Origin of the sequence: Pseudomonas sp. LS_2 (assembly GCF_042709235.1) — a bacterium.
Taxonomy (GTDB): Bacteria; Pseudomonadota; Gammaproteobacteria; order Pseudomonadales; family Pseudomonadaceae; genus Aquipseudomonas.
Genome location: NZ_JAVAYC010000003.1, coordinates 1 through 26,228 on the forward strand (window position 1 = coordinate 1; position 26,228 = coordinate 26,228).

The window sequence follows — 26,228 nt, forward strand, 5'->3', positions numbered from 1 at the left end:
ACCGCCGTTGAGCAGGGCACCCCAGATTTCCAGGGTGCTGGCGTCGAAGGCTGGGTTGGCGGCGAGGGCGATGCGGTCCTGGGCATTGAAGTCGGCAAAGCCGTTGTTGATTACCAGGCGCACGATGGCCCGGTGCGGCACTTGCACGCCCTTGGGGGTGCCGGTGGAGCCGGAGGTGTACATCACGTAGGCGATGTCGCCTGCGTTCATCGACTGCGCTGGGGTTGGCGGGCCGTCCTGCTGCTCGGGCAAGGCTTCGACATCGATGAACCGCACGCTGTCGGGCACTGCCGGGCGGGTATTGGCGACCAGCAGCCAGGCGCTGCCGCAGTCGCTTAGTACGCGCGCCAGGTGGGCCGGCGGTGCGTCCATATCGACCGGTACATAGGCTGCACCCCGTTGCACAATCGCCAGGATCGATACCACCAGCGATGCACCGCGCGGTATCCGTAGGGCCACCCGGTCACCAGGGCCGACACCACAGGCTTCCAGGTGTCGGGCCAGGTGCTCGACACGCTGGGCGAGCTGTCGATAGTTCAGGGTGCGCTCGCCTTCCACGAGCGCCAGGGCGTCGGGGCGATGGCGTACCCACTCGGCGAACAACGCAGGCAAGGGCTGCTCGGCCGGGTACTCGCGGGCAGTGGCGTTGAACAGCTGGAGTACCTGGTGCTGTTCATCGGCGTCCAGCAGTGGCCAGTCGTGCAGGGGTCGGTTGGGTTCGGCGAGCACCAGTTCGGTCAGGCGTTCCAGGCGGCGCAGGTGCGCTGCGATCTGTTCGGCACTGAACCGCTGTGGGTCGTAGTTGAATTCCAGGAAAGGCTCGGTCAGCGCTTCGTAGTCGCGCAGGTAGATCGCCAAGGGGTAACGCTCGTAGCCGTTGTGCCACGTGCGCAACACCGTGCGTGTGGCCCCGAACTGGAGGTCGCCTGCGAACTGCTCGACCGACAGCATCACTTCGAACAGCTGGCCGGCATGCCCGGCCTGGGTGCGTAGCTCGCGGTGCAAGGCTTGCAAGGGGTAGCGTTGGTGGCGATAGCTGCGCGGCACCTGGTTGGCGATTTGCTGCACGCTGTGGGCGAAGCCGGCCTGTGGGTCGACCTGGATGGCCAGTGGCAATACCGACGAAAACATGCCCGCCGTACGTTTTTGCAAGGCGTTGGCGCGGTTGTGCACCGGCAGGCCGATGACCACCTGCGGGCGTTGGTCGGTCATGCGGCTGAAGTAGTTCGCCAACAGGGCGCTCAGGCAGTGGCTCAGGCCCGCACCCTGGGTGCGGGCCAGATGCGTCAACGCCTCCAGGCGTCGCCTGCCCAGTGTCCAGGTGGCCTGGGCGCTGGGCCGGTGGGCGGTGCTGGCGACCTGCAGTTGCGCGGGGGTATCGAGCGGTTGGAACAGGGGGTCGGGTAGCGCCGGAAACTGCTCCAGCCAGTAGGCGCGTGCCTTGGCGTAGCGTTCGGAAACCAGGTACTGCTGGTCTTGCGCCGCGAAGTGTTGGTAGCCCTGGGCCAGTTGCTCATCCCACTCCGGTTGCTCGCCCCGCATCAGCTGGTCGTAGGCATTCGTGACCGCGTTACCGACCAGGCTCACCGAGGTGCCGTCGCAGATCAGGTGGTGGTAGCGGCTGTTCCACAGCGCATGGCTGTCGGAGAGCTGGAACCACTGCATGTCCCACAGTGGAGGTTCATACAGCGCAAAGGGCGTGCGGTTCAGTTCGCCGATGGCGGCCAGGGCCTGGGCATGGGCATCGGGTTCTGCGCGCAAGTCGTGGTAGCGGAGCGGGGGTTCAAGGGAGGTCAGCACCCGCTGCCGGGCTTGCCCGTCGTGCTCGCGGAACACCAACCGCAGGGCGTCGTGCTGGGCGATCACCGCGCGCACGGCGCGGTCGAAGACGGCCAGGTCCACCGTGCCATGCACTTCTATCGTGACGCCGATGTTGTAGGAGGGGGTCTCGGGGGATAACAGCTGGTCGAGCCAAACGGATTGCTGGGTAGAACTCAACGAAAACCAATGCGGTTCGATCATGACACGTCCATGAGATAAGAGGGCTGAGGCAAGCCGGCTCCATACCCCCGGAACCAGCACAAGCGTGTGGCGTTTTCCCTGCCACTTAAGCGTCGAAGAACACCGACGCTCGGCTCGGGTCGCTCACTTATCTACCCCTCATGACCTGTCCCGTTCTGGCCGTGCGCAAGGCTAAGCGTGGCTGTGAAGAAGGGTCAACGGGGTGAAAGGCCAGATGGTGAGAGATGTGACGTCTGACACGTAAAGTGGTTCTTGAAACAGTTCGTTCCATACGTGGAACAGTGTTTTGGGTGGCGTGACACCACGACCTGGCGATCCACCCGTTCGAACAGCAAAAGGTGAATCGGTTCCTCAATTGGGTGGGCGACAAAAGGGACTGAATGGGCGACAAAAGGGACTGGCCAGTGTTCGAGCAAAAGAGTACAAATGTGCTCCATGGAAAACATGTCCCCCAAACGCCGCGCCATCCTCGCGTTCATCCGCGAGCGTATCGACCAGGGCCAGCCGCCGAGCCTGGCCGATATCGCCGAGCGCTTCGGTTTCGCCTCGCGCAGCGTGGCGCGCAAGCACATCACCGCCCTGTGCGAGGGCGGCTTCATCGACGTCACGCCCAACCAGGCGCGAGGCATTCGCCTGGCCGAGCCCCTGCGCCGGCCGGAGGTGCTCGACCTACCGGTGCTCGGCCAGGTGGCCGCCGGTGCGCCGATCGGCCCGGACCTGGGTATCCACGAGCAACTGCTGCTCGACCCCAGCCTGTTCCGCCGCCCCCCCGACTACCTGCTCAAGGTGCGCGGCGACTCGATGGTCGACGACGGCATCTTCGACGGCGACCTGGTGGGTATCTGCCAGCAGGGCGAGGCGAGCGACGGGCAGATCGTCGTCGCCCGCCTCGATGGCGAGGTGACCATCAAGCGCCTGCAACGTGTGCCCGGTGGCTACCGTCTGCTGCCGCGCAACCCGGCCTATGCGCCGATCGACGTGGGGCCGGAGCGCGAGTTCTTCATCGAGGGCGTGTTCTGCGGCCTGCTGAGGCGTGACTGATGGCCGCGGCGGTCGACCTCGATGGGCTGCTTGAGCAGCGTCGGGTATGGCGCGGGCGCCAGGCTCAGGCACGCCCGCTGGGGCAGCAGCCCACCGGTCACGAGGCCCTGGATGCGCTGCTGCCCGAGGGCGGCTGGCCGGCGGCCGCGCTCAGCGAGCTGTTGCTGGCCGGCCCCGGGTGTGGCGAGTTGCACTTGTTGTGGCCCAGCCTGGCGCGCTTGACCGCGCAGCAGGGGCGGGTGGTGCTGGTGGCGCCGCCTTTTTTGCCTTATGCCCCGGCCTGGCAGGCGGCGGGTGTCGACCTGGGTTGGCTGGCGCAGGTCGAGGCCGAGCCTGGCGAAACCTTGTGGGCTGCCGAGCAATGCCTGCGCTCCGGCAGTTGCGCGGCGGTGCTGTGCTGGCCTGAACGTGCCGACGACCGGGCCTTGCGACGTTTGCAGGTGGCTGCCGAAACCGGCCAGGCCCTGGCCTTTGCCTGTCGCCCGCAGCAGGCTGCGCACAACCCGTCGCCCGCGGCCTTGCGCCTCGCCATCGATGCTCGCCCGGCGCAGTGGCGAGTACTCAAGTGCCGGGGAGGGCTGGCTCCAGCCAAGCCTATCGCCTGCCCAGGGTGGCGCTGATGCACTGGGCTTGCATCCTGTTGCCGCAGCTGGCGCTGGACACCGTACTGCGCGGGCGCAGCGATGCCGACTCACCCCTGGTGCTGGTCAATGGCCCGAGCCAGCGCCGGGTATTGCAGGCGGTCAACCCCGCCGCCGCTGCGCTTGGCTTGCGCGCGGGGCAGCGGCTTACTGCGGCTCGCGCCTTGGCCGAGGGCTTCACGTGTGTCGAGGCCGACCCTGCACGTATCGATCAGGTACAGCAGCTGCTCGCCGCCTGGGCCTACCGCTTCAGCGCCCAGGTAAGCCTGCATTATCCACGCACCCTGCTGATGGAGGTGGGTTCCAGCCTGAAACTGTTCGGCCCTTGGCCGGCCTTCGAAGCACGTCTGCGCCAGGAACTGCAGGCTCTGGGCCTACGTCACCGGATTGTCCTGGCCAGCAATCCAGTGGCGGCACGCATGCTGGTCAATGGCCATGACGGCTTGGCCGCCACAGGCCCCGAGCAGACCCGCTCTGCCTTGCTGCGCATGCCCTTGACGCGTATCGGCCTGCCCCCCGAGAGCGCCGAGGCCTTTGCCCGCATGGGGCTGCGGCGACTGGCCGAGGTGCTGGCGTTGCCCCGTGAAGCACTGGCCCGGCGTTTCCCCGCACAGGTGCAGTTGCATCTGGACCAACTGCTGGGCTTGCGCAGCCTGGGTCTGGCGTTCTACCAGCCGCCCGATCGCTTCGAGTCGCGTCTGGAACTGAATTTCGATGTCGAGTCACACCAGGCGCTGCTGTTCCCCTTGCGCCGGTTGCTCAGCGACCTGGCTGCCTTTCTTGCTGGTCGCGACTGCGGGGTGCAGCGCTTTGAGCTGCATTTGGAGCACGCCGAAGGGCCAGGCACGGTGCTCAAGGTCGGCCTGCTGGCCGCTGAGCGCGACCCCTCGATGCTTTTCGAACTGGCCCGTGGGCGCCTGGAGGCGCTGCGCCTTCGTGCGCCGGTGCGTAACCTGCGCCTGCTGGCCGAGGACCTGCCGACCTTCGTGCCGCAGCACCAGGCGTTGTTCGACCCGCGCGCGCAGCAGGCCCAGCCTTGGGAGCAACTGCGTGAACGCCTGCGTGCGCGCTTGGGTGATGATGCGGTCAAGGGCCTTTGCGCTGCCGCCGACCATCGCCCGGAACACGCCTCGCTGGCCATCGAGCAGCGTGCAAGGCCCTCCCTGGGTATTGCCCCAGGCAGCCGCCCCGGCTGGTTGCTGCCCCAGCCGCAGCCTTTGCCGCGCAGTGCGTTGCGTCAGCAGGGGCGACCCGAACGTATCGAGTCGGGCTGGTGGGATGGCGGTGACGTGCGCCGCGACTACTACCGCATCGAAACCCGTGAGGGTTTGCGCGGCTGGGCCTATGAAGAGCTGGCCCGGCCCGGCACCTTGTGGTTGCAAGGGTGGTTCGCATGAGCCTACCGGACTACGCCGAGCTGCACTGCCTGTCGAACTTCAGCTTCCAGCGCGGGGCCTCCAGCGCCGATGAGCTGTTCGCCCGGGCCAAGGCACAAGGCTACACGGCCCTGGCCATCACGGATGAATGCACCCTGGCCGGTATCGTGCGCGCCTGGCAGGCGGCCAAGGCCCATGGGTTGAAGCTGATTGTCGGCAGCGAGGTGCAGATACAGGGTGGAGCCAAGCTGGTGCTGCTGGTCGAAGACCTGGTGGGCTACCAGAGCCTCTGCGCCCTGGTTACCCGCGCTCGGCGTCGAGCCGAGAAAGGCACCTATCAGCTGCTTGCCGAAGACGTGCAGGCTCATTGCCAGGGCCTGCTGGCGCTATGGGTCGCACAAGACCCGGCCGATGCCTCGTGGTTACAGGCGTTGTTCGGCGAGCGCCTGTGGCTGGCGGTGCACCTGCACCGGGGCAGCGACGACGAGGCGCGCTTGCAGGACCTGCTGGCCATGGCCGGGCAACTGGGCATCCGCGCCGTGGCTTGCGGCGACGTACACATGCACAGCCGTGGGCGCCGCGCCTTGCAGGACTGCATGACCGCGATCCGCCAGCATTGCAGCGTGGCCGATGCTGGCGAGCACCTGTACCCCAATGGTGAACGGCACTTGCGCCCGCGTGGGCAACTGGCCGAGCTGTACCCCGCCGAACTGCTGGCCGAAACCCTGGCCATCGCCGAACGCTGTTGTTTCGACCTGAGCGAATTGCAATACCAGTACCCTCGTGAGCTGGTCCCCGCAGGCCACAGCCCGGCCAGCTGGCTACGTCATCTGTGCCAGACCAGGCTGCCCGAGCGCTGGCCGCAGGGGGCGAGTGACGAAGTCCTGCAAACCTTGGCGCGCGAGCTGGAGTTGATCGAAGAGCTCGGCTACCCGAGCTATTTCCTCACGGTGCACGACATCGTCATGTTCGCCCGCCACCAGGGCATCCTCTGCCAGGGGCGGGGCTCTGCGGCCAACTCGGTGGTGTGCTACGTACTGGGCATCACCGAGCTCGACCCCACGCTGCACCACCTGTTGTTCGAGCGTTTCCTGTCCCGCGAGCGCAACGAGCCGCCGGACATCGACGTGGATTTCGAGCACGACCGCCGCGAGGAGGTGATCCAGTACGTGTTCCGCCGCTATGGCAGGCACCGCGCGGCGCTCACGGCGGTGGTCAGCACCTACCACGCGGCCGGTGCGGTGCGTGACGTGGCGCGGGTGCTGGGGCTGCCGGCCGACCAGATCGATGCCCTGGCCAAGTGCTGTGGCCGATGGAGCGACCGGATTCCCGACGCAGCACGGCTGGCCGAGGCGGGCTTCGAGGCACAGAGCCCGTCGCTGCGGCGCATCCTGGTGCTGGCGGGCGAGCTGGTCGGCTTTCCCCGGCACCTGTCGCAGCATCCGGGCGGCTTCGTCATCAGCGAGCAGCCGTTGGACCAGCTGGTGCCGGTGGAGAATGCCAGCATGCCCGAGCGCACGGTGATCCAGTGGGACAAGGACGACCTGGACATGGTCGGCCTGCTCAAGGTCGATGTGCTCGCCTTGGGCATGCTCAGCGCCTTGCGCCGTTGCTTCGACCTGCTTGCCTTGCACCGCAATAGCCACTTCACGCTGGCGAGCATTCCTGCCGACGATGAACCCACCTACGACATGATCTGCCGTGGCGAGACCATGGGCGTGTTCCAGATCGAGTCACGGGCACAAATGGCCATGCTGCCCAGGCTCAAGCCACGCGAGTTCTACGACCTGGTGATCGAGGTGGCGATCGTGCGGCCGGGGCCGATCCAGGGCGACATGGTGCACCCCTACCTGCGTCGGCGACTCAAGCAGGAGCCAGTCACCTACCCCAGTGAAAAACTCGAGGCCGTGTTCAAGCGCACCCTGGGCGTGCCGCTGTTTCAGGAGCAGGTGATGGAGCTGGCCATGGTGGCCGCCGACTATACGCCGGGCGAGGCCGACCAGCTGCGCCGCAGCATGGCCGCCTGGAAGCGCCATGGGGGCCTTGAGCCGCACCGTGAACGCCTGCTTGCCGGCATGTTGCGCAATGGCTACGACCTGGAATTTGCCGAGCGCATCTTCGAGCAGATCAAGGGTTTTGGCAGCTATGGCTTTCCCGAATCCCACGCGGCCAGCTTCGCCTTGCTGTGCTACGCCAGCAGTTGGCTCAAGTGCCATGAGCCGGCGATCTTCACCTGCGCATTGGTCAACAGCTGGCCCATGGGCTTCTACAGCCCCGACCAGCTGTTGCAGGAGGCTCGCCGACAGGGCATCGAGGTACGTCCGGTGGACGTCTCGCACAGTGACTGGGATTGCACCCTGGAGCCGACCGGCGATGCCGAGTTGGCCATCCGCCTGGGCCTGCGCCAGGTACGCGGCTTCGCCCAGGATGCGGCGCAACGCCTGGTGCAGGCTCGTGCTCAGCGGCCTTGGCGCGACGTCGAGGACCTGTGCCTGCGTGCGGCGCTGGACAGCCGCGCCCGCGCCCGGCTGGCCGACGCCGGGGCCTTGCAGGCCCTGGCAGGTGACCGGCACCAGGCGCGCTGGCAGGTGGCGGCGGTGCAGGCGCCATTGCCGTTGTTCGCGCAGGTGGAGGCCACGCCGCAAACGCCGGTAAGCCTGCCGGTGCCGACGCTGGGAGAGGACCTGTTCGCCGACTACGCCACCCTGGGCACCACGCTCGGCCCCCACCCGCTGACGCTGTTGCGAGCGAAGCTGCGGGCGCTGGGGTGTCGCAGTTCGGCCGAGCTTGCCGGGGTGGAACATGGCGACAGCATCGCCGTGGCCGGTATCGTGGTGGGTCGCCAGCGACCGCAGACCGCCAGCGGTGTGACCTTCGTCACCCTGGAGGACGAGCATGGCATGCTCAATGTGGTGGTCTGGCGCGATCTGGCCGAACGCCAACGGCGGGCACTGGTGGGCTCGCAACTGCTGAAGGTGAACGGGCGGCTGGAGCAGGAGAATGGGGTGCGACACGTGATTGCGCGGCGTCTGGAAGACGTCAGCCCGCTGTTACGCGGGCTGGATGTGCGCAGCCGGGATTTTCATTGAGTCAAACCATCGCCAAGCGCTGCTTGCGGGTCGGCGCTGGAAATGCCGCGTCGATTTCCCGCAGGTCTTGCTCTGTAAGCACCAACCCTTGCGCCGCCGCATTCAAGCGCACGTGCATCGGGTTCACCGCCTTGGGTATGGCGATCACGCCCTTCTCACGCGTGACCCAGGCCAGGCTTACCTGTGCGGGTGTCACGCCATGGCGCTCGGCAACCTGCGCCAACACCGGGTGGCGCAGCAGGCGCCCGGCCTGGGCCAGCGGGCAGTAGGCCATTGTCGTGAGGCCCTGGGCCTGGCTCCAGGGCAGCAGGTCGAATTCGATGCCGCGCTCGGCCGGGTTGTACAGCACCTGGTTGGTGGCGCAGTCGGTGTTGTCCAGCTCGTGCAGGTCGGCCAGGTCGAAGTTGGAAACGCCCCAGTGGCGGATCTTGCCTTGCTCGCGCAAGCGCTCGAACGCCTCGACGGTTTCCTCCAGCGGGTATTGGCCGCGCCAGTGCAACAGGTACAGGTCGATGCAATCGGTACCCAGGCGCTTGAGGCTGCGTTCGCAAGCGGCCGGTACGCCGCGTTGGCTGGCGTTGTGCGGGTAGACCTTGCTGACCAGGAACACCTGGTCGCGGCGCCCGGCGATGGCCTGGCCCACCACTTCCTCGGCGCCGCCTTCGGCATACATTTCGGCGGTGTCGACCAGGGTCATGCCCAGTTCGATGCCATGTTGCAGGGCGGCCACCTCGGCGGCCCGCTGGGCCGGGTCTTCGCCCATGTACCAGGTGCCTTGGCCAATGGTAGAGACCCGTGGGTCCGTGCTGAAGGGGGTCGATGTCGTCATGGTTCCAAACCGTAGCTCTTGAAGACCATCCGGGCCACCGCCAGGAAGGGCTCGTGAGGTTCCAGGTGACTTTTGGCCTCGGACAGTTGCCTGGCAGCCAATGTGCGAAGCCAGGCCTTCGTCTCAGGGTCTTTCACCACTTGCATGCGCTCGGTAATTTCCAGTGCGCTTTCGATGGCCGCTTTGACACGGGTTTCCTTGCGTTCCCGCGCGGTCACCAGGTCGTCGCGCAGTAGACCATAGACCTTGATCGATGTTTCGCCCTTGCGGCTGAGCGACTGCACGCCGCCCTGGGGCAGGAATTCGAGGTGTTGCGACGGTTGATCCACACAAGGGTCGAGCAACAGCGCTTGCTCGCTGTTGGGCTTGTCGTGGTGGCGCCAGCGGGTCGCCTCATCAACGACCGGAAACAGGTTCGCCTTGCCCGACATGCCCGTGCTTTTGTCGGCGAACATCTTGGTGCGTTTGCGGTTGCAGTCCATGCAGGAGGGCAGCAGGTTGTCCCAGTCCGCCGCCAGCCAGTAATAGCCTGGCTTGGTCATTTTCCCCTCGATCACCACCGCACCCTTGGGGCGGAAGTGTTCGACATCTTCAGGGCCGCCGGCGGCATAGTTGAACTCGCAATAGGCGCATTTCTTGTAAAACAGGGTACGTAGCGCCTCAACGACATCGGCGCCTTTGTAGGCCTTGTAGTCGTAGGGAGGCGTAGGAATCCGATTCGGTGCGTTCATGACCTCACCGATGGCTTCCAGGGTTTCCGTATGGCCTTTCGACGTTTCACCGGTCAGGCTCGCTGGCGCGGGGCCGCGTGGGACGTGGATCATGCTTGATCCTCCTGCCCGTCGTTCGACACGCTGCCGAGCTTGCTCCACAGCGACTGGAGTTCGTTGATGGCGCCCTGGCTGACCTGCGGGGCGAGCGCCTGGCTGGTAGCCATGCGTTGCGGCATTTGTGCGTATCGCGCTCGCCCCACAAGGCCCGGATCGGCGGGTGCACCAGCGCAGCAACAGGCTGGAACGAGAAACGACTCTGCGCGCGCCTGGCCTTGGGTTGGCTATGAAACGCCACTGCCTGGGCACGCAAGTCCGCCAAGCGCTCTGAGGCAAACACATCCGGCGCTGGCCCTCGGTCGAATCTGATCATCCCTGATGCTCCTGTGGGGGCGAAGTGTTGGAACCCATCCTAGCGTAGAGGCATTTTAATGGCGACGCTCTGTACTAGACAGGCGGGTTTTCCATCAACACCTCCAGCAGCGCCTGGGCCGCGGTCGACAGCTTGTGGTCGGCCAGGGCGATCACGCCGATACGCCGCTCCACTGCCGGCTCCACCAGCGCCACGCAGCACGCACCCAGCTCCTGCATCTGCTCGATGCACAACGCCGGCACCGCGCTCACCCCCAGGCCATTGGCCACCATTCGCCCGATGGTCGACAGCTGGTGGCTTTCAAATGCCACCGCCAGCTTGCCGTGTGCAGCCGCCAGGTGCTGTTCGAGCAGCAGACGCACTGCCGAGGGGCGCTGCAAGGCGATGAAGTCCTCGGCCAGCAGTTCGCTCCAGCGCACCTCTGGCTGTTGCGCCAGGGGCGAGTCGCTGGGCACCACCGCGACGAAACGGTCCAGCGACAGCGGGTGAAAGCACAGCCCGTCGAGGTTTTCCGGCTCGAAGCCAATGCCCAGTTCGACGCGCCGATGGCGTACCAGCTCGATGACCTGTTCGTTGATCACGTCATGCACCGTGACATTCACCCGCGGGTAGTGCTGGCGGAACACCTTCAGCGAGCGCGGCAGCAGGTTGCCGGCAAAGGCCGGCATGGCCGCCACCGATACCCGGCCCAGTTGCAGGGTGAAACGTTGGCGCAGCATTTCCTCGGTATCGTCCCAGTCGGCCAGCAGGCGGCGGGCCAGGGGCAGCAATACTTCACCCTCGGCGGTCAGGCTGACGCTGCGGGTGGTGCGGGTGAGCAGGGCGCCGCCGAGGTTGTCTTCCAGCGCCTTGATGGTAAGGCTCAGCGCTGGCTGAGAGATGTGCAGGTGTTCGCCCGCTTGGGCAAAACTCTGGTACTTGGCCACGGTGACGAAGGCACGCAGTTGCTTGACGTTCATGGCTGGCTCGGTCGTTGTTTTGCAAAAGTTATCAATCGATGACGAAAACAAAATTAACAAATCAGTCGCCAGCGGTGAAGATGCCAGCACTCGCTCAAACAACTACAAAGGCGGATCAGCATGGCCGGACTGGACAAGCGCGTAGCAACCTATGAAGAGGCCCTCGACGGCCTGACCGACGACATGACCGTACTGGCCGGTGGCTTTGGTCTGTGTGGTATCCCTGAAAACCTCATCGCCGAAATCAAGCGCCGTGGCGTCAAGGGCCTGACCGTGGTGTCGAACAACTGCGGCGTCGATGGCTTCGGCCTGGGCGTACTGCTCGAAGACCGCCAGATCCGCAAGATGGTTGCCTCCTACGTAGGCGAGAACGCCGAGTTCGAGCGCCAGCTGCTCAGCGGCGAGCTGGAAGTGGAACTGACCCCGCAAGGCACCCTGGCCGAGAAGATGCGCGCCGGCGGCGCTGGCATTCCGGCTTTCTACACCGCAACCGGCTACGGCACCCCGGTTGCCGAAGGCAAGGAAGTGCGCGAGTTCAACGGTCGCAAGTACATCCTCGAAGCATCCATCACGGGCGACTTCGCCATCGTCAAGGGCTGGAAGGCCGACCACTACGGCAACGTGGTGTACCGCAACACTGCGCAGAACTTCAACCCGCTGGCTGCAACCGCCGGCAAGATCACCGTGGTCGAAGTGGAAGAGATCGTCGAACCGGGCGTGTTGCTGCCCAGCGAGATCCACACCCCGGGCATCTTTGTCGACCGGGTCATCGTCGGCACCTTCGAAAAGCGCATCGAAAAGCGCACCGTCAAGGCCTGAGCAGCGCCCCTAGAACAACCGCCCACAGAACAACAAAGAGACCCCGACCATGGCACTGACCCGCGAACAGATGGCGCAACGCGTCGCCCGTGAACTGCAGGACGGCTACTACGTCAACCTCGGTATCGGCATCCCCACCCTGGTGGCCAACTACGTGCCTGCCGACATGGACGTGATGCTGCAATCGGAAAACGGCCTGCTCGGCATGGGCGAGTTTCCGACCGAAGCCACAATCGACGCTGACATGATCAACGCTGGCAAGCAGACCGTCACCGCCCGCCGCGGTGCCTCTATCTTCGATTCGGCGCAATCGTTCGCCATGATCCGCGGCGGCCATGTCGACCTCACCGTGCTGGGCGCCTTCGAGGTAGACGTGGAAGGCAACATCGCCTCCTGGATGATCCCCGGCAAGCTGGTCAAGGGCATGGGGGGGGCGATGGACCTGGTGGCCGGTGCCGAGAACATCATCGTCACCATGACCCACGCCTCCAAGGATGGCGAATCCAAGCTGCTGACCCGTTGCAGCCTGCCGCTGACCGGTGCGGGATGCATTCGCAAGGTACTGACCGACCTTGCCTATCTGGAGATCGAAAACGGCGCGTTCATCCTGCGTGAGACCGCGCCGGGTGTGAGCATCGAGGAAATCGTCGCGAAGACTGCCGGCAAGCTGATCGTGCCGGACGATGTGAAGGAAATGACTTTCTAAACGCTGTACCCACCCGACCCTGTGGGAGCGGGTTTACCCGCGAATGCGTCAGTGAATTCACTGGCCTGTTCGCGGGTGAACCCGCTCCCACAGGGTTCAGTGCTGTTATACCGACATTTGACTGACCAACACGCAACATCCACCAATAAAACCAAAAAAGGAAAGACTCTGTGGCCGCTGAAATACAAGACAGCCGCTCTGCGCGGTTTGCCCTGCGTTGCTCCAACTGGGCTGAACGCTGGTTCCCCGACTCCTGGGTGTTCGCCGCTCTGGCGGTGATGATCGTGACCGTTGGCGCCTTGGCGATGGGCGCCAAGCCCACCGACACGGCCAAGGCCTTCGGTGACGGTTTCTGGAGCCTGATCCCCTTCACCATGCAGATGGCCTTCGTGGTCATCGGCGGCTATGTGGTCGCCAGCTCGCCTCCTGCGGCACGCTTGATCGACCGTCTGGCACTGCTGCCGAAGAACGGTCGCTCTGCTGTGTGCTGGGTCGCGCTGATCTCGATGATCGCATCCTTGCTCAACTGGGGGCTGTCGCTGGTGTTCGGCGGCCTGCTGGTACGTGCCCTGGCGCGTCGTACCGATCTCAAGATGGACTACCGCGCCGCCGGCGCTGCTGCCTACCTCGGCCTGGGCGCCGTATGGGCCCTGGGGCTGTCGTCGTCCGCTGCGCAGTTGCAGGCCAACCCGGCCAGCCTGCCGCCTTCGATCCTGGCGATCACCGGGGTGATTCCGTTCACCGAAACCATCTTCCTGTGGCAGTCGGGCGTGATGCTGCTGGCGCTGGTGATCGTCTCGCTGATCGTCGCCTACGCCACCGCACCTGGCCCGAACAGCGCCCGTAGCGCCGAGGACTGCGGCGTCGACCCAAGCTTCACCGCACCGCCTGCAGCCAAGCGCACCCGTCCAGGCGAGTGGCTGGAGCACAGCCCGATCCTGATCCTGTTGCTGGTGGCCCTGGCCGCTGGCTGGCTGTACCAGGAGTTCGCCACCAAGCCTGCGATCACCGCGATCTCCGGCCTTAACACCTACAACCTGCTGTTCATCATGCTCGGTGCCTTGCTGCACTGGACCCCGCGCAGTTTCCTCGATGCGGTGACCCGCGCCGTGCCGACCACCACCGGGGTACTCATCCAGTTCCCGCTGTACGGCTCGATCGCGGCCATCCTCACCCAGGTCAAGGGTGCCGATGCGCAAACCCTGGCGCACCATATCTCGGTGTTCTTCACCCAGATCGCCACCCACGACACCTATGCCTTGCTGATGGGCGTGTACTCGGCGGTGCTGGGCTTCTTCATCCCATCCGGTGGCGGCAAGTGGATCATCGAAGCGCCATACGTAATGCTGGTGGCCAACGACCTGCAATACCACCTGGGCTGGGCGGTGCAGATCTACAACGCCGCCGAGGCCTTGCCGAACCTGATCAACCCGTTCTACATGCTGCCGCTGCTGGGCGTGCTCGGCCTCAAGGCGCGTGAGCTGATCGGCTTCTCGTTCGTGCAGTTGCTCGTGCACATACCGCTGGTGCTGATACTGCTATGGGCATTGGGCACGACGTTGCAGTACACGCCGCCGGTCATGCCGTAAGCGATACACGTCTCTAGCGACACCAGGAAGGACGGGATCATCCCCGTCCTTTTTTTCGTTCTGAAGGATTATCGATAACGATTCCTATTGGAGATTCGTTTTCATATGACTGTCAGCAGTTGGCAGCCCATGGATATTCACCAGAACGAACAAGGAGAAAGGCCGCGATGTTTGCGCCCATCAACCGTCCCATTACCCTTGCACTGGGCCTGTGCAGCAGCGTCATCAGCCAGCAGGGCTTGGCCGAACAGCCTCAGGAGCACCCCACGAACGGCGTACTGGAACTTGGCTCCACTGAAATCCTCGCCCAGGGCCTGGGCAGCATCACCGAGCATACCGGGGCCTACACCACTGGCAGCATGAGTGCCGCCACCCGGCTGAACCTGGCGATCAAGGACACCCCGCAGTCGGTCTCGGTACTGACCCGCCAACAGCTCGACGACTTCCAGCTCGACACGCTTTCCGAAGCCATGGGGCGGGTCACCGGCGTGACCGTGCAGCGCAACGACTCGGAGCGGCCGACGTATTACTCGCGAGGCTACGCGATCAACAATTTCCAGATCGACGGCATGCTCAACACCTTCTCGGGGCTCAAGTCGGACTCCGACACCCTCATCTACGACCGTATCGAGGTGGTGCGGGGTGCCACCGGCCTGACCGCGGGGGCAGGGGACCCATCGGGCACCATCGCCATGGTGCGCAAGCGCCCGACCGCGCAGCTGGCAGTGAAGAGTGGCGTCAGTGCCGGCAGCTTCGACACCTACCACAGTTACCTGGACGTCGGCGGGCCGCTGGCCTGGGACGGCCGTCTGCGCGGGCGCACGGTGCTGGCCTACCGCGACAGCAAGTCGTTCATGGACAAGTACGCCAGCCAGCGCGAGGTGGCCTACGGCATTCTTGAGGCCGACCTCGGCGACACCACGGTGCTCGCGGTGGGCTACGACTACCAGAACAAGCACGTGCAAGGCGCGTCCTGGGGCACGGTGCCGTACTGGAACGCCGACGGCGGCAAGGCCAACCTGCCGCGCTCGACCAACCTGGCCACGTCCTGGTCGTCGTGGCCGCTCAAGGACCAGACGGTGTTCGTCACCCTCGACCAGCGACTGGCAGGCGACTGGCTGTTCAAGGCGGCCTACACCCATCGCCAAAGCGACAGCGACGGCAAGGTGTACTACGGCGGCAATGGCTTTCCGGCCGCCGACCGCAGCGGCATGACCGCCTGGAGCAGCCACTTCGCCGGTGTGGAGAAAATGGACGCGCTGGATTTCAACCTGGCCGGGCCTTACCCACTGCTTGGGCGCAGTCATGATTTCATGGTCGGCTATGGCGTATCGGAGCGGCGCAACCAGTCGCCGTTCTTCGCCGGGCGCGTGGATGCGCCGGGTTATTCGAGCATCGGCGACTGGAAGTACATGGGCGGTATTGCAAAGTTCAGCGACTACGACACCGGCCTCGATTCGTCGCGTTCGAGCACCGAGCAGAAGGCCGGCTATATTGCCACGCGCCTGAACCCCACCGATCGCCTGCACTTTGTGCTGGGCAGCCGCTATGGCAGTTGGAAGAGCCAGAGCAAGTCGTGGAGCTACGACGACAACCTGGCTTTGACACGCAGCAGCCGCAGCGAGCAGACCCAGAACGACCAGTGGACGCCCTATGCCGGTGTGCTCTACGACCTGACCGAGCAGTACACGGTCTACGCCAGCTATACCGATATCTTCAACCCGCAGACGGTCAAGGACGTCAGCGACCAGTATCTGGAGCCGATCGTGGGCAAGGTCTACGAAGTGGGCCTGAAGGGCAGCCTGTTCGACGAGCGCGCCAACCTCAGCACTGCGGTGTTTCGCAGCAAGCAGGACAACGTGCCGGAAATCGACGATTCCGTACCCCGTGGCCCGAATGGCGAGCAGTACTACAAGTCCGGAGGCAAGGGGGTGGTGGTCGAGGGCTTCGAGGCGGAGCTGGCAGGCGAGGTGGCCAATGGCTGGAACATGAGCCTGGGCTACAGCTATACCCACGCTGCGCGGGGCGACAGGAGCCGCAAGGACCCCGCCCAGCCGTTGAATTTGGTGCGCTTCTCCAGCACTTATGCCGTGTCACCCAAGCTGACCGTGGGCGGCACGCTCGACTGGCAGAGCAACACCTTTGGCTTGGGCCAGCGTCCGGTGGGGCGTGATGCCGCAGGGCGGATCGTCACCGAACCGCAGCGCATGAGCCAGCGTGCGTTCTCGGTGGTCGGGCTGATGGGGCGCTATGCGTTCGATGAACACCTGTCGGCGTCGGTGAACGTGAAGAACCTGTTCGATGAGCATTACTACAACAACCTGGGGTTCTATAACGGGGTGTACTACGGCGAGCCGCGAACCTTGATGGTAAGCCTGGACTGGAAGCTCTAGCCCACGGTGGCTGCTTCGCGGGCAAGCCCGCTTCTACAGGATCACCGGCAACCCTGTAGAAGCGGGTTTGCCCGCGAACACCGGCGCAGCCGGTGCCAGACGAGGCGCTATCAGCTTGCTGGCGCAAGCTCGGCCACCAACGCCGCCAACGCCGCCTTGCCTTGCTCATCCAAACCGAACACCGGACGACGCGGCTCACCCACCGGCAAGCCGGTCATGCCCAAGCCGGCCTTGATGGTCGCGGGCAACCCACCCTTGAGGATGAAGTCGAGCAACGGCAACTGGCGGTAGAACAGTGCCTGGGCCTTGGCCAGGTCACCGGCCAGCACGGCCTGGTACAGCTGCTGGTTGAGCGTCGGGATCAGGTTCGCTGCGGCGGTGCACCAGCCTTTTGCGCCTGCCACGAAAGCTTCCAGCGCCAGTGGATTACAGCCGTTGTAGAACGGCACCTGGCCTTCGCCCAGCAGTTGCAGCTTGTGCATGCGCTGGATGTCGCCGGTGCTCTCCTTGACCATGGTTACGTTGTCCACCTCGCGCACGATGTGCAGGATCAGCTCCACCGGCATGTCGGTGCCGCTGGTAGCCGGGTTGTTGTAGAGCATGATCGGCAGGTCGATCGCCGTACCTATGCTGCGGTAGTGCTGGACGATCTCTTCAGGGCTGAGCTTCCAGTAGGCGCTGGGCAACACCATCACCGCATCGGCGCCGTGCTGCTGGGCGAAGCGCGCACGGCGCACGGCCCCGGCGGTGGTGAGGTCGGAGACGCTGACGATACTCGGCACGCGCCCGTCGATGTGTTCCAAGCTGTACCGGGCTACCTGCTGCCACTCGCTGTCGCTCAGGTAGGCACCTTCGCCGGTGCTGCCCAGCGGTGCGATGGATTGCACGCCACCGTCGATCAGGCGGTCGATGGACTTGCCCAGGGCCGGCAGGTCGAGCTGATCGCCCTCCTGGCTGAAGGGGGTGATGGTGTAGCCGATGATGCCGTGGAATTCAGTGGTCATGGTTATGGGCTCCGCAAGCAAGACATTTAGGGAATCAGTTCAGGCAGTCGGGGTGACTACGCAGGCACTGCCGGGCGAAGTAGTTGAACGAGGCCGAGTGACGCTTGGGGCGGTCGATCCAATCATGGGCTTCGCGGCCCAGGGCCGGGTCGATCGGCTTGATGGTGCCGGCGGACATCGCCAGCAGTTGCAGGCGCGCGGCACGTTCGATCAGTTGGGCGTAGATGCACGCCTGCTCGATGCTGATGCCGGTAGAGAGCTGGCCGTGGTGAGAGAGCAGGATGGCGCGCTTGTCGCCCAGGGCCTGGCTGATGATCTCGCCTTCTTCGTTGCCCACCGGCACGCCGGGCCAGGCGCCGAGAAACGCGCAATCGTCATACAGCGGGCACAGGTCCATGTGCGATACCTCCAACGGTACCTCCAGCATCGACAGTGCGGCGACGTGGGTGGGGTGGGTGTGGATGATGCAGTTCACGTCCGGGCGGGCGCGGTACACCCAGCTGTGGAAACGGTTGGCCGGGTTGGCCATGCCTTGGCCTTCGAGCACCTCGAGGTCTTCGTTGACCAGCAGCAGGTTGCTGGCGCTGATTTCGTCGAAGCCCAGGCCCAGTTGCTGGGTATAGAAAGTGCCAGGTTGCGGGCCGCGGGCGCTGATCTGCCCGGCAAGGCCGGAGTCGTGGCCGTGGTCGAAAAGAATTCGGCAGGTCAGCGCCAGCTTTTCCCGCACAGTCCACGTATTATCGGCGAGCGAACCTTGCATCTGCGCCAGGGCCTTTTGCACCAGCTGGTCTTTGCTGTCGGTCAGGGTCTTGGCCATGGGGGCTATCCTCTGTGGCTGATGAAGTATCGATGCTTGCCCGCTCCCTTGCTTTGGACGGTGTGGGGGCGGTCAATCAGATGACACAAATAATCCTATATGACACAAAGTGTCATATGCAAGAGCGCTTTCTGGAGAAAATCGCGTCGCATGTCTATCCGCTTGAAATTGCTCAGAAAGAAATTGGGCGTCACCTTGGAGGTGCTGGCTGAGAAGTCGGGCATGACCAAGAGTTACCTCTCCAAGGTCGAGCGTGGCTTGAACACGCCATCCATCGCTGCCGCGCTCAAGCTTGCCAAGGCCTTGAACGTCAACGTCGAGGAGCTGTTCGCCGAGGACCACGCCAACCAGGCCCGCTACAGCCTGGTACGCCGCGACGCCCGCCAGGCGTTGGTCGGCGATGGCGCGGGGCCGGGTTATGCGGTGCTGACCTCGCAGGTCGGCCAGCGCAGCCTGCTGCCGTTCATCATCCAGCCGCCACGTGAATTCAGCGACCGCACGTTCAAGGAACACCAGGGCGAGGAGTTCCTGTTCGTCCATGCAGGCCAGGTGGAGGTGGACTTCATGACCGAGCGGGTGCTGCTGGAGCAGGGCGATGCCTTGCACTTCAACGCACAAACCCCACACCGACTGCGCTCGGTCGGCGAGCACCAGGCGCAGTTGCTGGTGGTGGTGCAGGGCGGCGACGAGTGAGGGCAGGGCGATGATCGAGGCCTCGCGTTTCTGGCGCGACCCGTGCCTGCCTTTCGTCGAGGCGCGGCGGGTGGGCGATGGGCGGCAAGCCTGCTACGGCGCGCATTCCCACGAGAGCTTTTCCGTTGGCGTGATCACCGGTGGACGCAGCACCTACCTCACTGGCGGGCAGTGGCGGGAGCTGGCGGCGGGCGCGACGGTGCTGATGAACCCAGGGGCGGTGCATGCCTGCAACCCTATCGAGGGCGAGGTATGGTCGTACCTTATGCTGTTCGTCGATATGCCTTGGTTGAACGGGCAGGGGTTCGTGCTACCGCAGGCCACCCATAGCAGCTCGCCTGCGTTGTATGGCCGGCTGCTGGAGGTGTTCGCCGGGTTGTTCGACGAGCAAGGGGAGGGTCGCGAAGCCATGCTCGCGGGGTTCTTCGCTGACTTGCCAGGGTATCTGGAGGCAGCGCCTGGGGCACGGCAGGCCCAGCATCCGCGCCTGGAAATGGCGGCAGCGTTCATTCGCGCGCACCGGCTCGACCCGCTGAGCCTGGAGGACATCTGCGCTGCCGCCGGGTTGTCGCGGGCCTACCTGATTCGAGCGTTTCGCCAGCGCTTCGGCCTGACGCCCCATGGCTACCTGGTGGACCAGCGGGTGCAGCATGCGCGGGCACAACTACGCAAGGGCCGGGGTATCGCCGAGGTGGCGCTGGAGGCGGGTTTTGCCGACCAGGCACACCTGCAACGGGCATTCAAGCAGCATTTGGCGGCGACGCCGGGGCACTATCGCAACGGCTGAGGCCTGTGTCGGTCGTGCTCGCGAACAGGCCGGCAAATCACCCCAGAATCAGGTAGACCGCACTGGCCACCAGCAGTACCGCCAACCCCCGGTTGAACAGGCGCATGCGCCGTGGCTCGGCCAGGTACTGGCTGATCACGCTGCCGGCCCAGGCCCAGCTGGCCACCGAAACGAAGCAGATCGGCCCATAGAGCCAGGTGAACAGCCACAGCAGGTGCTGCTCGCCGCCGGTGTAGGCGCCCACTCCAGCCACGGCCGCCAGCCACGCCTTTGGGTTGAGCCATTGCATCAGCGCGCCGTGCCAGGCTGATGGCGGGCGCTGGTCGTGGGCCTTGCCAAGTTGCCCATCGTCGCTGGCCAGCTTCCAGGCCATGTACAAAAGAAACGCCACGCCTCCCCAGTGCAACAGGCGGCCCAGCAGTGGCCAGCGTAGCAGCAGCTCGTGCAGCCCAAGACCCACCAATACCAGCAACAAACAGAAACCCAAGGTGGCCCCGGCAGCATGCGCAAGGCTGGCGCGCAGGCCATGACGGGCGCCGCTGCCCAGAGCGACGATATTGACAGGGCCGGGGGAGATGGAGGCCGCCAGAGCAAAGGCGGCCATGGACAGGGAGAGGCTCATGGAAGGTTTCCTTGTGGTCGTGAATGCCCCTCATCCTGGCTGACGGACCGAACCGTGTATTGAAGCAAAGTGCCCAAGGCTATTTGTTACAGGTTTTGAAATAGTTTCCCTCTGTCGGTAAAACCTGCTTCGATTGTAGGATCTACTCCCATTTTCTTACCAAGGTTTATATGAGCACCTTCGCGGAGCCCCCCAGTTTCTGGCCTTCCCGGCCTTCTTCCCCCCGTCTTCGTGACGCTTCCCTCGTGAGTACCCGCTAATGGAATGGTTAGCCGACCCCACGGCCTGGCTAGGCCTGCTCACGCTCATCATCCTTGAGTTGGTGCTGGGTATCGACAACCTGGTATTCATTGCCATCCTTGCCGACAAGCTACCGCCCGAGCAGCGTGACCGCGCTCGAGTCATTGGCTTGAGCCTGGCGCTGCTGATGCGCCTGGGCCTGCTGGCCAGTATTTCGTGGATGGTGACCTTGACCGAGCCGCTGTTCGAGGTGTTCGGCAAGAGCTTCTCGGGCCGTGACCTGATCATGCTGTTCGGGGGCGTGTTCCTGTTGTTCAAGGCCACCATGGAACTGCATGAGCGCCTTGAAGGGCATGTCGCGCAGGCTACGGGCGTGGTTCGCCATGCCGCGTTCTGGCCGATCATCGCGCAGATCGTGGTGCTGGATGCGGTGTTCTCGCTGGACGCGGTGATCACGGCCGTGGGCATGGTCGAGCAGTTGTCGGTGATGATGATCGCGGTGATCTTCTCCATCGGTATCATGATTATCGCCAGCAAGCCGCTGACTCGCTTCGTCAATGCCCACCCCACGGTCATCATGCTGTGCCTGGGCTTCCTGATGATGATCGGCTTCGCCCTCACCGCCGAGGGCCTGGGCTTCCACATTCCGAAAGGCTACCTGTACGCGGCCATTGGTTTCTCGATCGTGATCGAGCTGTTCAACCAGCTGGCACGTGCTCGCCGCAAGCGCAGCTTGCAGCAGCACCGCCCGATGCGTGAGCGTACCGCCCATGCGGTGCTGCGCCTGCTGGGTGGTCGCAAGGTAGAGGCCGATGAGGTGGGTGAGGAAATCGCCGACCTGGTCGAAGGTGGCGGGGAGCATGTGCTGTTCGACCGCCGCGAGCGGGTGATGATCAGCGGTGTACTGAACCTGGCGGAGCGGCCGATTCGCAGCGTCATGACCGTACGTGCGGAAGTCGACGCCATCGACCTGTCGCAGTCGCCGGAGGCGATTGCCGAGGCCTTGGCCAACTCACCTTACTCGCGCCTGCCGTTGATCCGTGACGGCCGCATCGAGGAACCGCTGGGCTTCGTGCACAAGAAGGAATTGCTCAAGGAACTGTTGGGCGGTAGCCAGCCAGACCTCGAGAGCCTGTCGCGCAAGCCGCTCAACCTGCTGGAAAGCTTCAGCATCCTCAATGCCATGGAGCAGATGCGTGGCCAGTCGACCCACGTGGCGTTCGTGGTCAACGAGTTCGGTGACTTCACCGGCCTGCTGACCCTGACCGACATTCTCGAGTCGATCGCGGGTGAGCTACCGGACGCCAGCGAGGTAGAAGGCCCGGGGATCGTCGAGCAGGCCGATGGTTTCGTGGTCAGTGGTGCCCTGAACCTCAGCCAGGTCCAGGCACGTACCGGCTTCGCCGCTCGCGCCACCGAGGACTACCAGACCATGGCTGGCCTGGTGATGAGTCTGCTGGACCGCCTGCCTGTGGTGGGCGACCGCCTGGCCTGGAACGGCTGGACCATGATCGTGGAAGAGGTGGAGGAGCGCCGGGTTCGCCAGGTGCGCCTTACACAGGACGCCGACGCTGACGCAGCAGGTGCTTGATGCCTTCGAGCACCAGCACCATCACCGCGGCCCAGATCGGCAGGTAGGTCAGCCACTGGTCGGGGCCGATGGTCTCGCCCAGTAGCAAGGCCACGGCCACCAGCAGCACCGGCTCGACATAGCTGAGCAGGCCGAACAGGCTGAACGCCAGCAAGCGGCTGGCCAGTACATAGGCGATCAAGGCACAGGCACTGATCGCCCCGAGCAACGGGATCAACCCATAGAGCGCGGGATGCTCGGCCAGGTCCGCGGCTGACAGCGGGCCCTGTACCACGAAGTACAGGGCCACTGGCAGCAGCAGGCACATGTCGCACCAGAGTCCGCCCAGATGCTCGGTGCCGCAGCGTTTGCGCAGCACGAAGTAGATCGGGTAGCCGATCACCACCACCAAGGTTTCCCAGGCAAAGCTGCCATGCTGGTACAGCTCGTGCCCCACTCCCAGCGCTGCAAAGCCTACCGCCAGTTTCTGCAGGCGTGACAGGCGCTCGCCATACACCAGTCGGCCAGTCATGACCATCGCCAGTGGCAGCAGGAAATAGCCCATCGACACTTCCAGGCTGCGCCCGTGCAGGGGCGCCCAGAGGAACAGCCACAATTGCACGCCCAGCAGCGCCGAAGTGCCCAGCATGCCCAGCAACAGGAGTGGAGCCTGGCGGACACGGGCCAGCAGTTCGCCAATGCGCTGCCAATCCTTGCTCAGCCACATGAACAGGGTCAGGCAGGGTAGCGTGAGCAGGGTGCGCCAGCCGAAGATTTCCTCGCCATCCAGCGGCGTCAACAGGGAGGTGTAGAAATACATCACGGCGAACAGGATGGACGCCATGACGGACGCGAAAATGCCTTTTGACACGGAGGCCTCGGTAGCAAGGGGTAGGGGTTAGCCGGGCATGATCTCAGGGGGCGCGGGCTGCGACAACTGGATGCCCGCAGGCGGGGCCGCCAGGGCTTGGAGGAAGTCTGCAAGGGGCATCGGCCGGGCGTAGAGGTAGCCTTGCTGGAAATCAACCTGGTGGCGCGCCAGGTAGTCGCGCTGCACCTCGGTTTCCACGCCTTCGGCGACGATGCCGAGGTTCAGCTTGGCCGACAATTCGATGATGCTGTCGAGGATGTGCTGGGACAGTGCATCGCCGCCGATCAGGGCAACGAAGCTCTGGTCGATCTTCAGGTAATCGACCTTGAACTGGCGCAGGTAGTTGAGGCTCGACTGGCCGGTGCCGAAGTCATCGAGGGCGATCATCACCCCTATGTCATGAAGTTTCTCGAACAGCTCGAGGGTCACGGGCGTGGCCTCGATCAGCTTGCGTTCGGTGAGCTCCAGGGTCAGTACCACGCGTCCTGGAGGGAAATGCTGGAGGAAGGTCTGGCAGTCGTCGAGCAAGCTCAGGTCGCGGCAATGATCGGCGGTGATGTTGATGCCGATGTGAAAGCCATCCTCCATCAACGCGGCGTAGGGGGCCAGGCCCTGGGCGGTGCGCAGCATCAGCGCGCGGGTCATGGCGACGATCTGCCCGCTGTGCTCGGCATAGGGAATGAACAGGTCGGGGCGCACCAGGCCTTCGCGGGGGTGCTGCCAGCGCATCAGTACCTCGGCCCCGGCCCAGCGGTAGTCGCCTTTGCGTACCACAGGCTGGAAGTACGGCAGGAATTCCTCGGCTTCCAGTGCCCGCTCCAGCTCGGCGCGCGGCGACGAGGCGCGGCGCAGTTGCCAGCGGCAGGCCACCCCGGCCGCCAGGCCCAGGGCCAGGAGCAGGCTGAGCAGGGCCGGGTAGTGGCTGTGCAGCACCTGGTGGGCCTTGCCTTCGGGGTAGCCGCCTTGAATGGAGAACGGGTAGCGGGCCGAGGTCAGCAGGGTCGGGGCGCTGGGGGCGGCTGGCGGTACACCGCGATGCACCACGCCGTCCCTGTCCATCCAGTGGCTGCCGACCTGCAATTGCAGCAGTTCATCGTCACCGATCAGGCGCAGGGCGGTGAGCAGGTGATCGCCATCGACCGTAGCGATGGCGCCGGTTGCTCCGCTGCCGGCGCGCAGTACCAGCAGTGGGTGGCCTGGGGTGACCGAGTTGCCGTCCATCAGCCAGAGTCGACCTGCCACGTAGTCGCTGCTGACTACCGGTTCCCGATAGTCGCCGAACAGCGAGCTGCAATACAGGTTGTTATCTTCAAACAGGTTGGTCGAGCGCACGAACGCATTGCGCGTGACCTGTTCGCGCAGGGCCAGTACCACCTCGGTGCAGGGTCTGCCAGCCAGGGGCAGCAACGCCTGTGACGCAGTGGTGAGGCTGTCGAGGATGTGCTCGACATAGCGCACCACCTGCTGCGTAGTGGCCTGGCTGTTGGCACGCAGTTCGCGCTCGATCTGCCACTGCATGATCGCCAGGCCGCACAGCAAGGGTAGGGTACCGACGGCCCAGGGCAGCAGGCTTTGCCAGTTCCAGCGGGATTTTCGTTTAACCGAGAGGGGCATGCTGACCTAGACTTGATGAACGATAGCCTGCAAAGAATAGCCGTTTGTCGAATCATACGTACGGAGAACTAACGCGCGACAAACCTTTTTACGCACTATAGAATCGCATTACGAATACAAGAATAAGATCTTCCGCCGTCGGAAGATCATTCCCGCCAAAAATGGGTCCATATGGCTTACCAAGGCTTCAAAGTGCTGATTGGTGACTTCCTTTCCCGCAGTGTGAGGGGCATCCCTTGCGCTCCACCTTGCCTGTTCGACATCCAAAGCATGTGACAGACGTTTTTTACCGCTGCAGATGAGGACACGAACATGGCTGATCTCTACGAAAACCCGATGGGCCTGATGGGCTTTGAATTCATTGAACTCGCATCGCCTGCTCCAGGTGTGCTGGAGCCTGTATTCCAGGCCATGGGCTTCACCAAGGTGGCGACCCACCGCTCCAAGGATGTCCACCTGTTCCGCCAGGGTGGCATCAACCTGATCCTCAACAACGAACCCAAGAGCATCGCGTCCTACTTCGCTGCCGAACATGGTCCTTCGGTATGCGGCATGGCGTTTCGCGTGCGCAACGCCCACGAAGCCTACGCGCGCGCCCTTGAGCTGGGCGCCCAGCCGGTGGAGATCGAAACCGGGCCGATGGAGCTGCGCCTGCCGGCGATCAAGGGTATCGGGGGGGCGCCGCTGTACCTGATCGACCGTTTCGAGGAAGGCAGCTCGATCTACGATATCGACTTTACCTTCATCGAAGGCGTCGACCGTCACCCAACGGGTGCCGGCCTCAAGGTCATCGACCACCTCACCCATAACGTCTACCGCGGGCGTATGGCGTACTGGGCCGGTTTCTACGAGAAACTGTTCAATTTCCGCGAGATCCGCTACTTCGACATCAAGGGTGAGTACACGGGCCTGACCTCGAAGGCGATGACTGCCCCGGATGGCATGATCCGCATTCCGCTCAACGAAGAGTCCTCCAAGGGCTCCGGGCAGATCGAAGAGTTCCTGATGCAGTTCAACGGCGAGGGCATCCAGCATGTAGCCTTCCTCACCGACGACCTGGTCAAGACCTGGGACGCCCTGAAGGGCATGGGCATGCGCTTCATGACCCCGCCGCCGCAAACCTATTACGAAATGCTCGAGGAGCGCCTGCCTGGGCATGGCGAGCCGGTAGAGCAATTGCAGGCCCGCGGCATTCTCCTCGACGGCGCCGCGGCCTCGGGCGACAAGCGCCTGTTGTTGCAGATTTTCTCGGAAACCCTGTTGGGGCCGGTGTTCTTCGAGTTCATCCAGCGCAAGGGTGATGATGGCTTCGGCGAGGGCAACTTCAAGGCGCTGTTCGAATCCATCGAGCGTGACCAGGTTCGCCGTGGGGTGTTGAACGTCGAGTGATGCCATGCATGACG

Annotated in this window: 22 protein-coding genes; 12 read left to right on the top strand and 10 right to left on the bottom strand. The window is 64.3% G+C overall.

Features of this window, described 5'->3' with window-relative positions:
• Positions 1–2,022 (bottom strand): condensation domain-containing protein (locus RAC97_RS03455; protein WP_375097877.1); only part of this gene is annotated, 2,022 nt, incomplete at its 3' end.
• A 426-nt stretch (positions 2,023–2,448) separates the two neighbouring features.
• Between RAC97_RS03455 and lexA the strand changes: the two genes are divergently transcribed.
• The 4 genes from lexA to RAC97_RS03475 are packed head-to-tail and all read left to right on the top strand — an operon-like array spanning position 2,449 to position 8,169.
• Positions 2,449–3,063, top strand: a complete 615-nt coding sequence (gene lexA / locus RAC97_RS03460) for a transcriptional repressor LexA (RefSeq protein WP_375097878.1) — start codon at positions 2,449–2,451, stop codon at positions 3,061–3,063.
• Entirely contained in the window at positions 3,063–3,683 is a 621-nt protein-coding gene (gene imuA / locus RAC97_RS03465; protein ID WP_375097879.1) for a translesion DNA synthesis-associated protein ImuA, read from the top strand. The genes lexA and imuA overlap by 1 nt, the downstream gene beginning before the upstream one ends.
• The gene (locus RAC97_RS03470; protein ID WP_375097880.1) at positions 3,683–5,101 is read left to right on the top strand and encodes a DNA polymerase Y family protein; all 1,419 of its coding nucleotides are present in this window, start codon (positions 3,683–3,685) and stop codon (positions 5,099–5,101) included. Before imuA ends, RAC97_RS03470 begins: the two co-directional genes overlap by 1 nt.
• Positions 5,098–8,169, top strand: a complete 3,072-nt coding sequence (locus RAC97_RS03475; RefSeq protein ID WP_375097881.1) for an error-prone DNA polymerase — start codon at positions 5,098–5,100, stop codon at positions 8,167–8,169. The genes RAC97_RS03470 and RAC97_RS03475 overlap by 4 nt, the downstream gene beginning before the upstream one ends.
• A gap of 1 nt (position 8,170) precedes the next feature.
• Here the strand turns inward: RAC97_RS03475 and RAC97_RS03480 are convergent, their stop codons facing one another.
• From RAC97_RS03480 to RAC97_RS03495, 4 genes are all read right to left on the bottom strand, one after another.
• A complete protein-coding gene (locus tag RAC97_RS03480) occupies positions 8,171–8,998 on the bottom strand; it encodes an aldo/keto reductase (RefSeq protein WP_375097882.1) in 828 nt (275 codons plus the stop codon).
• A complete protein-coding gene (locus tag RAC97_RS03485; RefSeq protein ID WP_375097883.1) occupies positions 8,995–9,822 on the bottom strand; it encodes a hypothetical protein in 828 nt (275 codons plus the stop codon). The genes RAC97_RS03480 and RAC97_RS03485 overlap by 4 nt, the downstream gene beginning before the upstream one ends.
• Positions 9,819–9,947: a hypothetical protein gene (locus RAC97_RS03490; RefSeq protein ID WP_375097884.1), complete on the bottom strand. Its 129-nt coding sequence runs from the start codon at positions 9,945–9,947 to the stop codon at positions 9,819–9,821. The genes RAC97_RS03485 and RAC97_RS03490 overlap by 4 nt, the downstream gene beginning before the upstream one ends.
• Positions 9,948–10,215: 268 nt before the next feature.
• Positions 10,216–11,100 carry a LysR family transcriptional regulator gene (locus RAC97_RS03495; RefSeq protein ID WP_375097885.1) on the bottom strand — a complete coding sequence of 295 codons (885 nt, stop codon included), beginning with the start codon at positions 11,098–11,100 and terminating at the stop codon, positions 10,216–10,218.
• A 120-nt stretch (positions 11,101–11,220) separates the two neighbouring features.
• On the opposite strand from RAC97_RS03495, the gene RAC97_RS03500 reads away from it, so the two are divergent.
• The 4 genes from RAC97_RS03500 to RAC97_RS03515 all read left to right on the top strand — a co-directional run bounded on the left by RAC97_RS03500 (position 11,221) and on the right by RAC97_RS03515 (position 16,607).
• Complete coding sequence (locus tag RAC97_RS03500) at positions 11,221–11,919, top strand: CoA transferase subunit A (protein WP_375097886.1); 699 nt, start codon at positions 11,221–11,223, stop codon at positions 11,917–11,919.
• Positions 11,920–11,968: 49 nt separating this feature from the next.
• The gene (locus RAC97_RS03505) at positions 11,969–12,625 is read left to right on the top strand and encodes a CoA transferase subunit B (protein ID WP_375097887.1); all 657 of its coding nucleotides are present in this window, start codon (positions 11,969–11,971) and stop codon (positions 12,623–12,625) included.
• 170 nt (positions 12,626–12,795) lie between these two features.
• Positions 12,796–14,214: a short-chain fatty acid transporter gene (locus RAC97_RS03510; protein WP_375097888.1), complete on the top strand. Its 1,419-nt coding sequence runs from the start codon at positions 12,796–12,798 to the stop codon at positions 14,212–14,214.
• 167 nt (positions 14,215–14,381) lie between these two features.
• On the top strand, positions 14,382–16,607 hold the full coding sequence (locus RAC97_RS03515; RefSeq protein ID WP_375097889.1) for a TonB-dependent siderophore receptor: 2,226 nt from the start codon (positions 14,382–14,384) through the stop codon (positions 16,605–16,607).
• 110 nt (positions 16,608–16,717) lie between these two features.
• Here the strand turns inward: RAC97_RS03515 and RAC97_RS03520 are convergent, their stop codons facing one another.
• Both RAC97_RS03520 and RAC97_RS03525 read right to left on the bottom strand, forming a co-directional pair.
• On the bottom strand, positions 16,718–17,611 hold the full coding sequence (locus RAC97_RS03520) for a dihydrodipicolinate synthase family protein (RefSeq protein ID WP_375097890.1): 894 nt from the start codon (positions 17,609–17,611) through the stop codon (positions 16,718–16,720).
• Between the two features lie 34 nt (positions 17,612–17,645).
• Complete coding sequence (locus RAC97_RS03525; RefSeq protein WP_375097891.1) at positions 17,646–18,428, bottom strand: aldolase; 783 nt, start codon at positions 18,426–18,428, stop codon at positions 17,646–17,648.
• Positions 18,429–18,578: 150 nt separating this feature from the next.
• On the opposite strand from RAC97_RS03525, the gene RAC97_RS03530 reads away from it, so the two are divergent.
• Together RAC97_RS03530 and RAC97_RS03535 are read left to right on the top strand one after the other, a co-directional pair.
• Positions 18,579–19,121, top strand: coding sequence for a helix-turn-helix domain-containing protein (locus tag RAC97_RS03530; RefSeq protein ID WP_375097892.1), 543 nt, complete (start codon positions 18,579–18,581; stop codon positions 19,119–19,121).
• Between the two features lie 10 nt (positions 19,122–19,131).
• A complete protein-coding gene (locus RAC97_RS03535) occupies positions 19,132–19,908 on the top strand; it encodes a helix-turn-helix domain-containing protein (RefSeq protein ID WP_375097893.1) in 777 nt (258 codons plus the stop codon).
• Between the two features lie 37 nt (positions 19,909–19,945).
• On the opposite strand, the gene RAC97_RS03540 is transcribed toward RAC97_RS03535, so the two are convergent.
• Entirely contained in the window at positions 19,946–20,530 is a 585-nt protein-coding gene (locus RAC97_RS03540) for a LysE family translocator (RefSeq protein ID WP_375097894.1), read from the bottom strand.
• Between the two features lie 259 nt (positions 20,531–20,789).
• Here RAC97_RS03540 and RAC97_RS03545 point away from each other — a divergent pair, with 259 nt between their 5' ends.
• A complete protein-coding gene (locus RAC97_RS03545) occupies positions 20,790–22,361 on the top strand; it encodes a transporter associated domain-containing protein (protein ID WP_375097895.1) in 1,572 nt (523 codons plus the stop codon).
• Here the strand turns inward: RAC97_RS03545 and rarD are convergent.
• Complete coding sequence (gene rarD / locus RAC97_RS03550; protein ID WP_375097896.1) at positions 22,324–23,211, bottom strand: EamA family transporter RarD; 888 nt, start codon at positions 23,209–23,211, stop codon at positions 22,324–22,326. The two genes, RAC97_RS03545 and rarD, sit on opposite strands and share 38 nt — an antisense overlap.
• Before the next feature lie 27 nt (positions 23,212–23,238).
• Positions 23,239–24,825 (bottom strand): EAL domain-containing protein, encoded by a 1,587-nt coding sequence (locus RAC97_RS03555; RefSeq protein WP_375097897.1) that lies wholly within the window; start codon positions 24,823–24,825, stop codon positions 23,239–23,241.
• Between the two features lie 312 nt (positions 24,826–25,137).
• On the opposite strand from RAC97_RS03555, the gene hppD reads away from it, so the two are divergent.
• Positions 25,138–26,214, top strand: a complete 1,077-nt coding sequence (gene hppD / locus RAC97_RS03560) for a 4-hydroxyphenylpyruvate dioxygenase (RefSeq protein WP_375097898.1) — start codon at positions 25,138–25,140, stop codon at positions 26,212–26,214.
• The last annotated feature ends 14 nt before the right edge of the window (positions 26,215–26,228 follow it).

Coding starts and splice junctions, on each gene's coding strand:
- RAC97_RS03485 (WP_375097883.1), bottom strand. CDS start 9,822: ATGATCCACGTCCCACGCGGCCCCGCGCCAGCGAGCCTGACCGGTGAA.
- RAC97_RS03535 (WP_375097893.1), top strand. CDS start 19,132: ATGATCGAGGCCTCGCGTTTCTGGCGCGACCCGTGCCTGCCTTTCGTC.
- imuA (WP_375097879.1), top strand. CDS start 3,063: ATGGCCGCGGCGGTCGACCTCGATGGGCTGCTTGAGCAGCGTCGGGTA.
- RAC97_RS03525 (WP_375097891.1), bottom strand. CDS start 18,428: ATGGCCAAGACCCTGACCGACAGCAAAGACCAGCTGGTGCAAAAGGCC.
- RAC97_RS03555 (WP_375097897.1), bottom strand. CDS start 24,825: ATGCCCCTCTCGGTTAAACGAAAATCCCGCTGGAACTGGCAAAGCCTG.
- RAC97_RS03495 (WP_375097885.1), bottom strand. CDS start 11,100: ATGAACGTCAAGCAACTGCGTGCCTTCGTCACCGTGGCCAAGTACCAG.
- RAC97_RS03480 (WP_375097882.1), bottom strand. CDS start 8,998: ATGACGACATCGACCCCCTTCAGCACGGACCCACGGGTCTCTACCATT.
- RAC97_RS03540 (WP_375097894.1), bottom strand. CDS start 20,530: ATGAGCCTCTCCCTGTCCATGGCCGCCTTTGCTCTGGCGGCCTCCATC.
- hppD (WP_375097898.1), top strand. CDS start 25,138: ATGGCTGATCTCTACGAAAACCCGATGGGCCTGATGGGCTTTGAATTC.
- RAC97_RS03505 (WP_375097887.1), top strand. CDS start 11,969: ATGGCACTGACCCGCGAACAGATGGCGCAACGCGTCGCCCGTGAACTG.
- RAC97_RS03470 (WP_375097880.1), top strand. CDS start 3,683: ATGCACTGGGCTTGCATCCTGTTGCCGCAGCTGGCGCTGGACACCGTA.
- RAC97_RS03520 (WP_375097890.1), bottom strand. CDS start 17,611: ATGACCACTGAATTCCACGGCATCATCGGCTACACCATCACCCCCTTC.
- lexA (WP_375097878.1), top strand. CDS start 2,449: ATGTGCTCCATGGAAAACATGTCCCCCAAACGCCGCGCCATCCTCGCG.
- RAC97_RS03515 (WP_375097889.1), top strand. CDS start 14,382: ATGTTTGCGCCCATCAACCGTCCCATTACCCTTGCACTGGGCCTGTGC.
- RAC97_RS03500 (WP_375097886.1), top strand. CDS start 11,221: ATGGCCGGACTGGACAAGCGCGTAGCAACCTATGAAGAGGCCCTCGAC.
- RAC97_RS03545 (WP_375097895.1), top strand. CDS start 20,790: ATGGAATGGTTAGCCGACCCCACGGCCTGGCTAGGCCTGCTCACGCTC.
- RAC97_RS03530 (WP_375097892.1), top strand. CDS start 18,579: ATGTCTATCCGCTTGAAATTGCTCAGAAAGAAATTGGGCGTCACCTTG.
- RAC97_RS03490 (WP_375097884.1), bottom strand. CDS start 9,947: ATGCCGCAACGCATGGCTACCAGCCAGGCGCTCGCCCCGCAGGTCAGC.
- RAC97_RS03475 (WP_375097881.1), top strand. CDS start 5,098: ATGAGCCTACCGGACTACGCCGAGCTGCACTGCCTGTCGAACTTCAGC.